General features: G+C 67.4%; 15 protein-coding genes. 12 read left to right on the top strand and 3 right to left on the bottom strand.

The annotated features are described in order from the left end of the window. Nucleotides 1–106 precede the first annotated feature (106 nt). From NJ1_RS11110 to NJ1_RS11065, 10 genes are all read left to right on the top strand, one after another. Nucleotides 107–967, top strand: coding sequence for a helix-turn-helix transcriptional regulator (locus NJ1_RS11110; RefSeq protein ID WP_157573896.1), 861 nt, complete (start codon nucleotides 107–109; stop codon nucleotides 965–967). Continuing rightward, nucleotides 964–2421, top strand: coding sequence for a Fe-S cluster assembly protein SufB (sufB, locus tag NJ1_RS11105; protein ID WP_067691416.1), 1458 nt, complete (start codon nucleotides 964–966; stop codon nucleotides 2419–2421). Before NJ1_RS11110 ends, sufB begins: the two co-directional genes overlap by 4 nt. Continuing rightward, nucleotides 2421–3602, top strand: coding sequence for a Fe-S cluster assembly protein SufD (sufD, locus tag NJ1_RS11100; protein ID WP_067691413.1), 1182 nt, complete (start codon nucleotides 2421–2423; stop codon nucleotides 3600–3602). Before sufB ends, sufD begins: the two co-directional genes overlap by 1 nt. 82 nt (nucleotides 3603–3684) lie before the next feature. Then, complete coding sequence (sufC, locus tag NJ1_RS11095; RefSeq protein ID WP_067691410.1) at nucleotides 3685–4458, top strand: Fe-S cluster assembly ATPase SufC; 774 nt, start codon at nucleotides 3685–3687, stop codon at nucleotides 4456–4458. Between the two features lie 12 nt (nucleotides 4459–4470). After that, nucleotides 4471–5724 (top strand): cysteine desulfurase, encoded by a 1254-nt coding sequence (locus tag NJ1_RS11090; protein ID WP_067691407.1) that lies wholly within the window; start codon nucleotides 4471–4473, stop codon nucleotides 5722–5724. A gap of 3 nt (nucleotides 5725–5727) precedes the next feature. Continuing rightward, on the top strand, nucleotides 5728–6237 hold the full coding sequence (gene sufU, locus NJ1_RS11085; RefSeq protein ID WP_067691404.1) for a Fe-S cluster assembly sulfur transfer protein SufU: 510 nt from the start codon (nucleotides 5728–5730) through the stop codon (nucleotides 6235–6237). Next, entirely contained in the window at nucleotides 6230–6667 is a 438-nt protein-coding gene (locus tag NJ1_RS11080; protein WP_067691401.1) for a metal-sulfur cluster assembly factor, read from the top strand. The genes sufU and NJ1_RS11080 overlap by 8 nt, the downstream gene beginning before the upstream one ends. 165 nt (nucleotides 6668–6832) lie before the next feature. After that, a complete protein-coding gene (lexA, locus tag NJ1_RS11075; RefSeq protein ID WP_067691398.1) occupies nucleotides 6833–7492 on the top strand; it encodes a transcriptional repressor LexA in 660 nt (219 codons plus the stop codon). A gap of 84 nt (nucleotides 7493–7576) precedes the next feature. After that, on the top strand, nucleotides 7577–8032 hold the full coding sequence (locus NJ1_RS11070; RefSeq protein WP_067691395.1) for a DUF4189 domain-containing protein: 456 nt from the start codon (nucleotides 7577–7579) through the stop codon (nucleotides 8030–8032). A 204-nt stretch (nucleotides 8033–8236) separates the two neighbouring features. Next, the gene (locus NJ1_RS11065; protein ID WP_067691392.1) at nucleotides 8237–8860 is read left to right on the top strand and encodes a hypothetical protein; all 624 of its coding nucleotides are present in this window, start codon (nucleotides 8237–8239) and stop codon (nucleotides 8858–8860) included. On the opposite strand, the gene NJ1_RS11060 is transcribed toward NJ1_RS11065, so the two are convergent. Together NJ1_RS11060 and NJ1_RS11055 are read right to left on the bottom strand one after the other, a co-directional pair. Then, nucleotides 8857–9333, bottom strand: coding sequence for a hypothetical protein (locus NJ1_RS11060; protein WP_067691389.1), 477 nt, complete (start codon nucleotides 9331–9333; stop codon nucleotides 8857–8859). The genes NJ1_RS11065 and NJ1_RS11060 overlap by 4 nt on opposite strands. Next, entirely contained in the window at nucleotides 9302–10525 is a 1224-nt protein-coding gene (locus NJ1_RS11055; RefSeq protein ID WP_067691386.1) for an erythromycin esterase family protein, read from the bottom strand. Before NJ1_RS11055 ends, NJ1_RS11060 begins: the two co-directional genes overlap by 32 nt. 82 nt (nucleotides 10526–10607) lie before the next feature. Between NJ1_RS11055 and NJ1_RS11050 the strand changes: the two genes are divergently transcribed. Then, nucleotides 10608–11336, top strand: coding sequence for a TioE family transcriptional regulator (locus NJ1_RS11050; RefSeq protein WP_067691383.1), 729 nt, complete (start codon nucleotides 10608–10610; stop codon nucleotides 11334–11336). Nucleotides 11337–11463: 127 nt separating this feature from the next. On the opposite strand, the gene NJ1_RS11045 is transcribed toward NJ1_RS11050, so the two are convergent. Continuing rightward, complete coding sequence (locus tag NJ1_RS11045; protein WP_218025167.1) at nucleotides 11464–13299, bottom strand: protein kinase domain-containing protein; 1836 nt, start codon at nucleotides 13297–13299, stop codon at nucleotides 11464–11466. Between the two features lie 122 nt (nucleotides 13300–13421). Between NJ1_RS11045 and trpM the strand changes: the two genes are divergently transcribed. Then, complete coding sequence (gene trpM, locus NJ1_RS38930; RefSeq protein WP_157573895.1) at nucleotides 13422–13586, top strand: tryptophan biosynthesis modulator TrpM; 165 nt, start codon at nucleotides 13422–13424, stop codon at nucleotides 13584–13586. Nucleotides 13587–13739 lie beyond the last annotated feature (153 nt).

The following is a 13739-nucleotide window of genomic DNA, read 5'->3' as shown; positions in this document are numbered from 1 at the left end:
CGTAATTGGGCGCAGCCCTTCGCACTCGGGAGTGCAGCAGGTCACACTCGGCCGCATCACCGCTGGTCGAGCGAGATTGGTCAGGCAACCCTTACTGGAATGCGGAATGGAATTCCGTCACACTTGTGTTGTGAAAACCGTGGGTTTGCGGAGCTCGGAAGACGGGACCGGTCGCCGAAATGGCGTCCGGGCCGCTGCCGTGTCCGCTCCGGCGGGTGAGGGGCATACCCGGGAAGCCGTCGTCAAGCTGCTGCTGGAGGACGGGCCCATCACCGCTACCGAGATCGGCAAGCGGCTGGGCCTGAGTCCGGCGGGCGTGCGCAGGCACCTGGACGCGCTCATCGAGTCGGGCGAGGCACGTGCCGCCCGGTCCGCGCCATGGCAGCAGAAGGGCCGCGGTCGTCCCGCCAAGCAGTTCCAGTTGACGGCTACCGGTCGCGGCAAACTGGGCCACGCCTACGATGACCTGGCCGGCGCCGCGATGCGTCAGCTGCGCGAGATCGGCGGAGACAAGGCCATCACCGACTTCGCGCGCAAGCGGGTCGCAGCCATCGTGACCGGCATCGGCCGACTCGATCGGCCCGCGCCGGGCGAGGTGACCGACAAGGCGGAGGAGATCGCGGAAGCGTTCACCGATGCCGGGTTCGCCGCGACCACCCGGAAAGTCGGTGCGGGCGTTCAGATCTGCCAGCATCACTGCCCGGTATCGCACGTCGCCGAGGAATTCCCGGAGCTGTGCGCCGCCGAGCTGGAGGCCTTCCGGGAACTGCTCGGCACCCACGTGCAGCGACTGGCCACCATCGCCAACGGCGACTGCGCGTGCACTACCCATGTACCCCTGATTTTGACAGTTCCCTCGAAAGCCCAGCCCTCGAAAGCCGGGCCCTCGAAAGCCCAGCCCGCAAAAACCCCCGTTGCCCAGCCCGCAACGACTTCTACACACGACTCCGGAAGGAGTGCCGAATGACGACGAGCGCCGCGGTGAGCCGCGATACAGAAGCCGCCCAGGTTCCGCTTACCCAGGAAGAGACGATCGCCTCTCTGGGTAACTATGGATACGGCTGGGCCGACAAGGATGTCGCCGGCGCCAGCGCCAAGCGCGGTCTGTCCGAGGAGGTCGTGCGCGATATCTCGGCCAAGAAGAGCGAGCCCGACTGGATGCTCGACTTCCGGCTCAAGGCGCTGCGCATCTTCGACAAGAAGCCGATGCCGAGCTGGGGTTCGGACCTGGACGGCATCCACTTCGACAACATCAAGTACTTCGTGCGCTCGTCGGAGAAGCAGGCCGCCACGTGGGACGACCTGCCCGAGGACATCAAGAACACCTACGACAAGCTGGGCATCCCCGAGGCCGAGAAGCAGCGTCTGGTCTCCGGTGTCGCGGCGCAGTACGAGTCCGAGGTCGTCTACCACTCGATCCGTGAGGATCTCGAGAAGCAGGGCGTCATCTTCCTGGACACCGATACCGCGCTCAAGGAGCACCCGGAGCTGTTCCGGGAGTACTTCGGCTCGGTCATCCCGTCCGGTGACAACAAGTTCTCCGCGCTGAATTCGGCCACCTGGTCCGGCGGTTCGTTCATCTACGTGCCGAAGGGCGTGCACGTGGACATCCCGCTGCAGGCGTACTTCCGCATCAACACCGAGAACATGGGTCAGTTCGAGCGCACCCTGATCATCGTCGACGAGGATGCCTACGTGCATTACGTCGAGGGTTGCACCGCGCCGATCTACTCCTCGGATTCGCTGCACTCCGCGGTTGTCGAGATCATCGTGAAGAAGGGTGGCCGCTGCCGGTACACCACGATTCAGAACTGGTCGAACAACGTCTACAACCTGGTCACCAAGCGGGCCAAGGCCGAGGCGGGCGCGACCATGGAATGGGTCGACGGCAATATCGGTTCCAAGGTCACCATGAAGTACCCGGCCGTGTGGATGACCGGTGAGTACGCCAAGGGCGAGGTGCTCTCCATCGCGTTCGCCGGTGAGGGCCAGCACCAGGACACCGGCGCGAAGATGCTGCACCTGGCGCCGCACACCTCCTCGAACATCATCTCCAAGTCGGTGGCGCGCGGCGGCGGTCGTGCCTCCTACCGTGGCCTGGTTCAGGTGAACAAGGGCGCGTACGGCTCCAAGTCGACCGTGAAGTGCGATGCGCTGCTGGTGGACAACATCTCTCGCTCGGACACCTACCCGTACGTCGACATCCGCGAGGACGACGTGACCATGGGCCACGAGGCGACAGTGTCGAAGGTGTCCGCGGACCAGCTGTTCTACCTGATGAGCCGCGGCCTCACCGAGGACGAGGCCATGGCCATGGTGGTGCGCGGCTTCGTGGAGCCGATCGCCAAGGAACTGCCCATGGAATACGCCCTCGAGCTGAACCGCCTGATCGAGCTGCAAATGGAAGGAGCCGTCGGCTGATGACGGTCGAGAACGTTGTCGCCGCGGCGGAAGCCCGCACGCCGGCCATCAACAAGGGCGAGGTCTTCGCCTCGTTCGACGTGGACGCCTTCGAGGTGCCCTCGGCGCACGACGAGGCGTGGCGGTTCACCCCGCTGCGCCGGCTGCGCGGCCTGCACGACGGCACCGCCGTGCGTGACGGCAGCGCGGTCGTGGAGGTGACCTCCATCGAGGGCATCACCGTCGAGACCGTGGATCGCACCGACGAGCGCCTCGGCGCCGCCGGTACGCCCACCGATCGTGTTGCCGCACAGGCATACTCGGGCTTCGAGCAGGCGACGGTCGTGTCCATCGCGGCGGAAGCCGAAGTGGCCGACGCGGTTACCCTCACGGTCACCGGCCCGGGTGAGGGCAAGACCGCCTACGGGCACACCCAGGTCCGCCTGGGCAAATTCGCCGTCGCCAATGTGGTCATCGACCAGCGCGGCAGCGGAACCTACGCGGAGAACGTCGAATTCATCCTCGGTGACAGCGCCAAGCTGAACGTCATCGTCATCCAGGACTGGGCCGACGATGCCGTGCACGCCACCGCGCACCACGCCAAGCTGGGTCGCGACGCCACGCTGCGCCACACCAACGTCACCCTCGGTGGCGATCTGGTGCGCCTGACCGCGACCGTGCGCTACGACGGTCCCGGCGGTGACGCCGAACTGCTCGGTGTCTACTTCGCCGATGACGGCCAGCACTTCGAACAGCGCCTGCTGATCGATCACGCGGTCCCGAACTGCAAGTCGAACGTGCTCTACAAGGGTGCGCTGCAGGGTGATCCGACCTCGAATCGCGCCGACGCGCGCACCGTGTGGGTGGGCGATGTGCTCATTCGCGCCGCCGCCGAGGGCACCGAGACCTACGAGGCCAACCGCAACCTGGTGCTCACCGACGGCGCGCGCGCCGATTCGGTGCCGAACCTGGAGATCGAGACCGGCGAGATCGTGGGCGCCGGACATGCCTCGGCCACCGGGCGTTTCGACGACGACGAGCAGCTGTTCTACCTGCGCTCGCGCGGTATCACAGAGGAGGTGGCGCGGCGACTGGTCGTGCGCGGCTTCTTCTTCGAGATCATCCAGAAGATCACTGTCCCCGAGGTCCGGGAGCGGCTCGAGGCGGCCATCGAGGCCGAACTCGCCGCTGTGGGCGTATAGCGGCCGTCCACGATCAGCGGCTCCGCCGCCGGCCCGGCCCCCGACACCAACTTTCCCTCCCCCCTGAAGGAATTCGAATTCGATGACCACCCTGGAAATCAAGGACCTGCACGTCGAGGTCGCCAACCCGGACGAGTCCGGCGAGCCCATCAAGATCCTCAAGGGCGTCAACCTGACCGTGAAGTCGGGTGAGACCCACGCGATCATGGGCCCCAACGGCTCGGGCAAGTCGACCCTGTCGTACGCCATCGCCGGTCACCCCAAGTACACGGTGACCTCCGGCTCGATCACCCTCGACGGTGAAGACGTGCTGGAGATGACCGTGGACGAGCGCGCGCGTGCGGGCCTGTTCCTGGCCATGCAGTACCCGGTCGAGGTTCCGGGCGTCTCGGTCTCGAACTTCCTGCGCACCGCCGCCACCGCCGTGCGCGGCGAGGCCCCCAAGCTGCGCACCTGGGTCAAGGAGCTCAAGACCTCCATGGCCGAGCTCGAGATCGAGCCGACCTTCGTGGAGCGCTCGGTGAACGAGGGCTTCTCCGGTGGCGAGAAGAAGCGCCAGGAGATCCTGCAGCTGGGCCTGCTCAAGCCGAAGATCGCCATCCTCGACGAGACCGACTCCGGTCTGGACGTCGACGCGCTGCGCATCGTCTCCGAGGGCGTCAACAAGTACAAGGAGCGGGAGGACGGCGGCATCCTGCTGATCACCCACTACACCCGCATCCTGCGCTACATCGAGCCCGATTTCGTGCACGTGTTCGTGAACGGCCGCATCGTCGCCCAGGGCGGCAAGGAACTGGCCGACGAACTCGACGCGAACGGTTACGTGCGCTTCACCTCCGCCGCCGCTGCTGTTTAGGAGCCCCCGCCCATGACCACTACGGTGCCCGCCCTGGACGTCGCCCGCATCCGGGCCGATTTCCCGATCCTGAGCCGTACCGTGCGAGACGGCAAACCCCTGGTCTACCTCGACTCGGGTGCCACCTCGCAGCGGCCTACGGAGGTGCTGGACGCTGAACACGTCTTCCTGACCCAGCACAACGCGGCGGTGCATCGTGGTGCTCATCAGCTGGCCGAGGAGGCCACCGACGCATACGAGGACGCGCGTGCCGATATCGCCCGCTTCGTGGGCGTGGACGCACGCGAGATCGTGTTCACCAAGAACGCGACCGAATCGCTGAACCTGGTGACCTACTCGTTCTCCGACAGCCGGTTCCCGTACCACGTCGGACCGGGTGACGAGATCGTCGTCACCGAACTCGAGCATCACGCGAATCTCGTTCCGTGGCAGGAACTCGCGCGCCGCACGGGTGCGACGCTCAAGTGGTACGGCATCACCGATGACGGGCGGATCGATCTCGATTCGCTCGAATTGTCGCCCGCCACCAAGGTCGTCGCGTTCACGCACCAGTCCAACGTGACCGGTGCCGTCGCCGATGTTCCCGAAATGGTGCGCCGGGCAAAGGAAGTCGGCGCGCTGACCGTGCTGGACGCCTGCCAGTCGGTGCCGCACATGCCGGTGGACTTCCGCGAGCTCGGCGTGGATTTCGCCGCCTTCTCCGGGCACAAGATGCTCGGCCCGTCCGGTGTCGGGGTGCTCTACGGCCGCTACGCGCTGCTCGAGGAGACCCCGCCGTTCATCACCGGCGGTTCGATGATCGAGACGGTGACCATGGAGGCCACCACCTACGCCGCCCCGCCGCAGCGCTTCGAGGCCGGTGTCCCGATGACCTCGCAGGTCGTCGGTCTGGGTGCGGCCGTGCGGTATCTGGAAGCGATCGGCATGGACGCGGTCGCGGCGCACGAGCACGCGCTCGTCGGCGCCACGCTCGAGGGCCTGGCCAAGATCGACGGTGTGCGTATCGTCGGGCCCACCGACAACGTGAACCGCGGCGGCGCAGTATCTTTCGTCGTGGACGGCATCCACGCCCACGACGTGGGCCAGATCCTGGACGACGAGGGCGTCGCCATTCGCGTCGGTCACCACTGCGCCTGGCCGCTCATGCGCCGGCTCGGCGTCCCGGCCACCGCTCGCGCCTCCTTCGCCGTCTACAACACCCTCGACGAGGTGGACGCGCTGCTGGCCGCGGTGCGGAAGGCTCAGAGCTTCTTCGGAGTTGCATAGATCATGCGCATGGAGCAGATGTACCAGGAAGTCATCCTGGACCACTACAAGCACCCGCACCACCGCGGCCTCCGCGAGCCGTTCGGTGCGGAGGTGCATCACGTCAACCCCACCTGCGGCGACGAGATCACCCTGCGCGTGAACCTCGACGACAAGGGTGAAGTCGCGGACGTCTCCTACGACGGCCAGGGCTGCTCGATCAGCCAGGCGTCCACCTCGGTGCTCGCCGATCAGGTGATCGGCCTGCCGTTGCAGCAGGCCCTGAAGGTGGTCGAGTCGTTCGACAGCATGATCACCAGTCGCGGCACCATCGAGGGCGACGAGGACGTGATCGGCGACGGCATCGCCTTCGCCGGCGTCGCGAAATACCCGGCGCGCGTGAAGTGCGCCCTGTTGGGCTGGATGGCGTTCAAGGACGCCGTCGTGCGGATAGCCTCCGCGGAAGAGACCAAGTTGCCGGTGACCAACGCCGAAGATGTTGCGGCCGACGGGAAGACGAAGACCGATGAGTGACACCACCGAAACCCAGCCCGAAGCGGCCGAGGCCGTGCAGCCCGAGGCTGTCGCGTCCGAAGCCGGGCAGTCCGTCGCGGTGCCCGAGGGCACCGAGGTCGAGCCCACCGAAGAGGACATCAAGTTCCTCGAGGATCTCGAGGAGGCCATGCGCGACGTCGTCGACCCCGAACTCGGCATCAATGTCGTGGATCTCGGCCTGGTCTACGGCATGTCCGTCACCGAGGGCATCTGCAAGCTCGACATGACCCTCACCTCCCCGGCGTGCCCCCTCACCGACGTCATCGAGGACCAGTCCCGCAATGCCCTGGTCCGCAGCGGCCTCGTCGAGGACCTCCAGATCAACTGGGTCTGGATGCCCCCGTGGGGCCCCGACAAGATCACCGAAGACGGCCGCGAACAGCTCCGTGCCTTGGGCTTCACTGTCTGACAACGACTCCCGCGCGACCACAGCTCGCTGAGACGGACCGGCACCGAAAGGTGCCGGTCCGTGCTGTTTCCGGACGAGGGCGCATATCGGACGCGCGATCCCGGCCGCAGAATGCCCGCGGTGTCGGGGGAGAAGATGGCCGGTGTGGCGTCGTAGGATTCCTCGGTGACCTACGACGACTTCGACGGGTACGACCACCTCGATACCTCGACTCTGCCGCCGCGGCAGCAGGAGATTCTGTGCTCCATTCGGGATTGGGTGCAGCGGTACGGGTATTCGCCGAGCACCCGGGAGATCGGGGATGCGGTGGGGTTGCGGTCGCCCTCTTCGGTGTCCAAGCATTTGAGGGCGCTGGAGGATCGGGGATTTCTGCGACGCAGTGAATCGGTGACTCGGCCGATGGACGTGCGACTGTTCCTGAAGCCGTCGGGCCCGCGCGCGGATTCGGCGGATTCGGTGAGTGTGCCGGTGATCGGCGATATCGCGGCCGGCACGCCGATTCTGGCCGAGCAGCACACCGATGACGTGCTGTCGCTGCCCAGGGAACTGGTCGGGCGCGGGACGGTGTTCGGTCTGCGCGTGCGGGGCGATTCCATGACCGACGCCGCCATCTGCGACGGGGACATCGTGGTCATCCGTCAGGAGAGCGAGGCGCACTCCGGCGAGATCGTGGCCGCCATGATCGACGGCGAGGCCACGGTGAAGGTATATCGGCGTCGCAACGGCCATGTGTATCTGGAGCCGCGTAACGCCGCGTATGACGTCATCGACGGAGATAAGGCAGTTGTTTTGGGCAAGGTTGTATCGGTCATGCGTCGAATGTGACATCGGGCAAGTCTGGATTGGACAATACCGATTGGCTCGACCATGATTCGACCCGTTATCACTATTCATCACGGGGAGTATCGAATGTCGTTGCTGCGCAAGGCCGGAATGGGCCTCGCCATCACGTCGATGGCCGCGATGGGTGCTGTGGCTGCCGGACCCGCCAATGCGGCGGAAGGCGACCCGGTGTTCACCGCGGCCTCAGGCGACCTGTATGGCGCGCTGGCTCTGTCACGGAGCAGCGGAAATGTCGCTTATGCGGTCAATTACGGCAGCTGGGACAGTGCCGACAATGCGGCCGTGAGCAAGTGCGGTGGCGGCGACTGCCAGGTAGTGGTGCACTTCGCCAATGCCTGCGGTTCCGTCGCCCAGGGCGCCGACACCCGCTTCGGCTGGGCGTGGGCGCCGACCAAGGCGGAATCCGAGACCGCTGCGGTGGACGCGCTGGGCACGAGTGCCCCGGCGTTCCCGGACGCGGGTTCGTCTTCGCCGCGCAAGGGGAAGGTCATCCTCTCCGCGTGCACCGATAACGCGCACTGAGCCTGCCTCGACCGCAGGACGGTGAATCCCGGTCGATGTCGGCCGGATCCGAAGGCTTCGTGCCTCCGCATCCGCTCGGCATCGGCCGGGATTTTCCCGTTCCGGGGGAGCTCACCGTTGTTCGGCTGTCCGGGACTCGCCTGATTATGGTTGTCGAGATCGGTTTTCCAGCAACATCGCGCTTCGGGCAGAGATGATTCCGGTGTGGACGACAACACCTACGAGGACACCCGGTTCGCATTGCATGCCGCGGCGGAGCTCCTGATCGCGGGTCCGCAATACCGACGGTTCGGCAGCATTCGCATGCGCATCGTGCTGGGCGGCTTCAGCGGCTTCAAATGGCCCGTCTCGGTGACCGGCGCGGATCTGGTGTGGCCGCAGGGCCGGACTCGCCTGCACGGCACCTACAGCGCCCTGGCCCGCACCGCCGGATTCGAGGCCGACGCCCCGCCCGAGGGTCTCTACAGCGACGGCACCCGCATGGATCCCGACGAGTCCTTCACCGTCGATGCCGAGGCGGCGGCCGTCGTACACGACTGGTTCGCGGTCGGGGATACCGCGCTACGCAGATTCGCTGCCGAGCAGCCGGTGCTGTGGCCCGAGCATTTCGACCTGTCCGTCGCCATCGACGAAGTGAATTACGGTGTGTCCCCCGGTGATTGGGACAACCCGCAGCCTTATGCCTATGTCGGCCCGTGGACCCGCCGCACCGGCGATTTCTGGAATGCCTCGTTCGGCGCGATGCGGCCCCGCGCCGAAGTCGCCACCGTGGCGGGCCTGCTCGAGTTCTTCCGGGAGGGAAAGGAACGCGCGGCCCTGGACGACTAGTGCGTCGGCAGCCGATCGGTGGACCCCGCGGCCAGCGCCGCTTCGACGTGGTCCATCCCCGCCCGCACGCCCGCCCCGTAGCCGTCGTCCGAGAGCGCGTCGAGGCGCTCGCGCGCCGCGTCCAGATGGCGGTGCGCGGTCTCGAACGCCCCGAGCCGCCGGTAGTCGTCCGCCAGATTCAGATGCAGCGACGGATAGAAACCGCGCACGGTCAGGGCCGAATCCTGCTGCTGCGCGCGCTCGTCGGTGAGCAGGTCCGCCGCGTCCAGCGCCCGCACATCCCAGGTCAGGCCGTCGGCCGCGTGGTCGTGCAGGTCTGCCATGTAGTGCGCGAGCACGCACCGGTGCAGCGGATCGCCGTCACCGCCGATCGACGACCACAGCTGGGCCAAGGTCTCGCGAGCCTGCGCGGTATCCCCCTGCCGCCCAAGGGTTACCGCGTCATTGATTGCCGTCATCGTGGCGTCCGTCATGCGGCACACCGTAGCCCCGGGGTCCGACAGATTCAGGGCCTCGGGGTCCGACGGATTCGGTGTCGCCCGCATCGACGTGCAGCACCGCGTCGGCCGCGTCGATGATCGCTCGATCGAGAGGGAAATAACCCTGGGGCGGCGTGGTATCGGTGCGAGTGGTGCCGGAGCCGACCGAGGAGGGTGCGGCCAGACCCCATGTCGCGAAGCGTCCTCGGAGCGACGCCTCGTAGGTGCCCGGCGCGGGATCCGCCAACGCGAGTGTCTCGCTGCGCCCCAGGCTCCCGACGACGACGCCGTACGTTCCCTCGGCCACCGCGTTCACGATCGCCCCGGCACACGACCATTCGAGCCGTGCGTCCCCCAGATCCAGCGAGCTCGAATCCCGCCGCAGATGCAGATTGTGCGCATGGACCACCGTCTTGCCGCGCCGCGCCTCGATCCGCCGGATATCGAGCAGGTTCTCCGCCATGAGCGCATCCCTGGTGGCGAGCAGCAGTCCGATCCGCGCACCCTGATCCAGTCGCTCCGCCGCCCGCCGGTGATATCGCAGCAACGCGAGACCGGCGGTGAGATGCGTTTTCGCCCTTGACCATTCGGCCCGCGAGCCGGCCGCGATCAGCCCGGGCGCGCGGGCATACAGCTCGACGAGCAGATCATCCGCGATCGCGCGCAGCTGCTCGGCCTCGGCGGTGGCGCCGATCGACACGCTCGCGTCCAGAATCGCCTCGGTTCGGTTCCAGAGCTCGTCCGCACCGGCGAGTGTCGCGATATCGAGGTCGAGTCCCAGATAGTCGCGCGCGTACTCGAGATAGACCCGCGGACTCGGCGCCATGGTGTTCTCGGTGGGAATGTCGAACCCGTGGAACGAGAGCCGGTCCTGCGGCTGCCGATCCGCGTTGTACGCACGCATCCAGTCGACGAGCTGCCGATTCGCCTCGAGCTTCCCGAACTCGTGGGAGAACCCCGTGCTCATCGCCCCGTCGAGCGTCCCGATCCCGTTCCGGACGAAGTCGTCCACGACGAGCGCGGCCACCCGATCGGTCTCCAGCGCGATGGATCGGAACCCGTAGGCGGCCGACTGCGCGAACAGCTCGTTCCTGATCCGCCCGAACGCGGGCTCCTGATGCGTCGGCTCCCCGAGCCCCAGCAGTTCACACGAAAGCGGAATGAAGTCACGAATATCCTGGCTCATGAGCCTCAATCGTATCTTTGAAACAACGGTTGAGGGTTGAGTGGTAAACAGGGTGATCATTACCGTGTAAAGTCTCCAACCGGTGATAATCCTGCGTCCCGCCGAACTGGCGCACGAGCACGGCCTCTCCGCTCAGGCCGTGCGCAACTACGAGCGGGACGGCTTCCTCCCTCCCGCTCGTCGCACCGCCAGCGGCTATCGCATCTACACCCGGGTGCACGCCGCCGCCCTGCGGACCTACCTCGCCCTGATCCCCGCCTATGGGCACTCGCGTGCGGGGCGGATCATGAACGCCCTGCACCAGGACGAACTCGATGGCGCTCTGACCCAGATCGACCGCGGCCACGCCCAATTGCTCCAGGACCGCGACACTTTGGCCGTGGTGCGCAGCGCGGTGAACCACCTGCTGGCCGAACCCGCTTCCGGTCCGGACCCGGACCGCTCCTCGCAGCCCGGTCCCCGGACCATCGGTGAACTCGCCCACCGCCTGCGAGTCACCCCCGCCACCATCCGCAACTGGGAGGAGGCCGGAATCCTCACCCCTGCCCGCGATCCCGCGACCGGCTACCGCCTCTACCGCGCGAACGACCTGCGCGACGCCGAACTGACCCACCTGCTGCGGCGGGGCGGCTACCCGCTCGACCAGATCGCCACGGTCGTCGCCCAGATCCGAACCGCCGGTGGCACTGCGGCATTGGCCGCCACCCTGGGTGACTGGCAGCGAAAGCTCACGGCCCAGAGCGTGTCCATGCTCGATGCGGCCACCCACCTCGCCCACTACCTGAACCTGCCCGATCGCCTCGAACCCTGACGAACCGATCACGCCACAGGAACAGCCCAACTCGACCCAGGTAGCTGTGGTGTCGGACGTGCGAGGACCGGGGTGGGATCGACGTGGCGGGGAAGGTCCCGCCCAGCCGCAGCACCTTCGGGGACGTCTACCGGGGAATCATGGTCACGACGGTGCCGTCGACGTCCGCGGCCAGGTACGCGCCGCCGTAGTCGTCCGTCAGGTACACCATGACCGTCGGCTTGTCGTCGTTGAACGTCCACGCCGGATCGACGATCACGTAGCGCAGTGTCGGCTTGGGGACGTTGAGCTTCTGCTCGGCGGTGGCGAACAGGGCGGGCAGCGCGTCCCAGTTGATCGATCGCAGCTTCACGGTCTTGTCGTCGCCGAGTGTGCCGCCGGCTCCGTCTCGCTTGCCGACGCCGTTGCGATAGGAGAACTGGTCGTAGAGTGTCGGCTGCCCTTTGACCGGCGCGCCGGTGTCGGCGTACGTCGGATAGAACGTCGCGCGCGTGAATTCCTCTCCGCCACTGGCCTGTTCGAGGGCGGTGATCGCCTGGCGGATGCCGGTGGGGGTGAGCAGGTCCCCGGCGCCCTGGGTGCCGCTCGCCGGAGGTGTGCCCGCCCTGCTGGTGCCGATGACCGTGCTCGGCGGCGCGGTTCCGCTCAGCACGGTCGGCGGTGTCGAGATGTCCTTGTTCCCACCGGAGTCGGGCCACAGCGTGACGGCCGCGACCACGACGGCCGCGAGGAGGACCGCGACGCCCGCGAGAATCCATGGTCCTCGCGACGGGCCGCCGGGACGAGGAGCCGCATAGGGTGGCGGCGTATTCGACGTCGTGCCGGGGGCCCGGCCCCACTCCGGCTGCCCGGCCGACCCGTGCGGTGCGGTCGGTGCCCACTGGTGTTGCCCGGTCGAACCGTGTGCCGCCGCGGCATCCCACGGCGCCTGCCCGGTCGATCCGTGCGACGCCGAGGCGCCCCACTTCGACTGTCCGGTAGCCCCATTGGTCGAACCAGGCGCCCAGTTCGCGGCCCCGGCGGAGCCGTGCGGTGGCGTTGCCGGCCACTCCTGCTGCCCCGAGAGGTATTGCGGGCCGGACCGGTCCTGCTGGGCGGCCCCACTCGGATGCGGGGTCGGCGGCCAGTCGAGCTGGGCGGTCGCGCCGGCTGCCGCCTGAGTGAGCAGGCGATCCACGTGATCCGCCGACGGCCGCCGATCCGGGTCCGACACCAGCAGCGCAGTCAAAGTCGTGGTCAGCGACCCGGCCCGGCGCGGCGCGGGAACCTCGGCCTGCAACACCGCCGCCAGCGTGCCGACGGTGCTGTCACGCCGCATCGGGTGGTAGCCCTCCACCGCGAAGTACAGCACCAGCCCGAGCGACCACAGATCGGAGGACGGATTGCCCTCCTGTCCGCTGAGTCGTTCCGGCGCAACGTATTCCAGTGATCCGACCAGATGCCCGGTGGCGGTCAGGCCGGTCATCTCCTGGATGGCGGCGATGCCGAAATCGGTCAGCACCGGTGAACCGTCTTCGCGCAGAATCACATTCGCGGGTTTCACATCACGGTGCAGCACCCCGACGGCGTGCGCGGCCCGCAGCGCCGAGAGGATCCCGCGCCCCATCTGCGCCGCGCGCTCGGGAGCCATCGGCCCGGTCTCGAAGTGCTGTGCCAGGGTCCGCCCGCGCACCAGCTCCATCACGATCCATGGATGCTTCTCGGCGGGCGTGTCCACGATGTGGTGGATGGCGACCACATTGGGATGCCCGATCCGGGCCAGCGCCCGTGCCTCGCGCAGCACGCGTTCGCGCTGCACCTCCGGCGGGCTCGCACCGGGGGACTCGTCCGCGCGCACCTCTTTCAGCGCCACCTCGCGATGCAGCGCGATGTCATAGGCACGCCACACCGTCCCCATTCCGCCGCTACCGAGTGGCTCGACCAACTCGAAACGCCCGTCGACCACTGTCCGCCCGGAATTCACGGCGTCAGCTTATGGGCTGCGCCCGGGGGACGCGACGCCGGTCGAAACACTGACGTTCCTGTCACGACGATCACCCCGGAATCGGGTGTGATCGCTCGGTGATCGTGGGCTAGAGTGCGCATATGCCCATCGCCGCCCGTCTCGCTCCAGGCTGCCGCCCGCGCGGCTGCCGGGCGCCTGCGCGACGCGTGCACGGACGACGGGTGCGCTACGTGATCGGCTCGGAACCCGGCCAGGTCAACGGTATGCGATGGCTCGGCGCGCCGCGCACGGTGCGGGGTGCCTGAGGGAGCTTCGTCCTCCCCGGTTCTCTCCTGATCTACTCCTGCCCGATCGACTCCTGTTTCCGCACGCCGGTATTCGGCGTGGCGTCGACATCCGTGTGAGTCGATCCGAGAGTTCGTCACCTCGCTGTGCCCGGCGCGTCCCCCTGGACCATC

Origin of the sequence: Nocardia jejuensis NBRC 103114 (genome assembly GCF_001613145.1) — a bacterium.
Lineage (GTDB): Bacteria > Actinomycetota > Actinomycetes > Mycobacteriales > Mycobacteriaceae > Nocardia > Nocardia jejuensis.
Note: the sequence above shows the minus strand (reverse complement) of the source record. Positions and strands in the feature narration are given on the sequence as shown.

Coding starts and splice junctions, on each gene's coding strand:
- NJ1_RS11110 (WP_157573896.1), top strand. CDS start 107: ATGGAATTCCGTCACACTTGTGTTGTGAAAACCGTGGGTTTGCGGAGC.
- sufB (WP_067691416.1), top strand. CDS start 964: ATGACGACGAGCGCCGCGGTGAGCCGCGATACAGAAGCCGCCCAGGTT.
- sufD (WP_067691413.1), top strand. CDS start 2,421: ATGACGGTCGAGAACGTTGTCGCCGCGGCGGAAGCCCGCACGCCGGCC.
- sufC (WP_067691410.1), top strand. CDS start 3,685: ATGACCACCCTGGAAATCAAGGACCTGCACGTCGAGGTCGCCAACCCG.
- NJ1_RS11090 (WP_067691407.1), top strand. CDS start 4,471: ATGACCACTACGGTGCCCGCCCTGGACGTCGCCCGCATCCGGGCCGAT.
- sufU (WP_067691404.1), top strand. CDS start 5,728: ATGCGCATGGAGCAGATGTACCAGGAAGTCATCCTGGACCACTACAAG.
- NJ1_RS11080 (WP_067691401.1), top strand. CDS start 6,230: ATGAGTGACACCACCGAAACCCAGCCCGAAGCGGCCGAGGCCGTGCAG.
- NJ1_RS11070 (WP_067691395.1), top strand. CDS start 7,577: ATGTCGTTGCTGCGCAAGGCCGGAATGGGCCTCGCCATCACGTCGATG.
- NJ1_RS11060 (WP_067691389.1), bottom strand. CDS start 9,333: ATGACGGACGCCACGATGACGGCAATCAATGACGCGGTAACCCTTGGG.
- NJ1_RS11055 (WP_067691386.1), bottom strand. CDS start 10,525: ATGAGCCAGGATATTCGTGACTTCATTCCGCTTTCGTGTGAACTGCTG.
- trpM (WP_157573895.1), top strand. CDS start 13,422: ATGCCCATCGCCGCCCGTCTCGCTCCAGGCTGCCGCCCGCGCGGCTGC.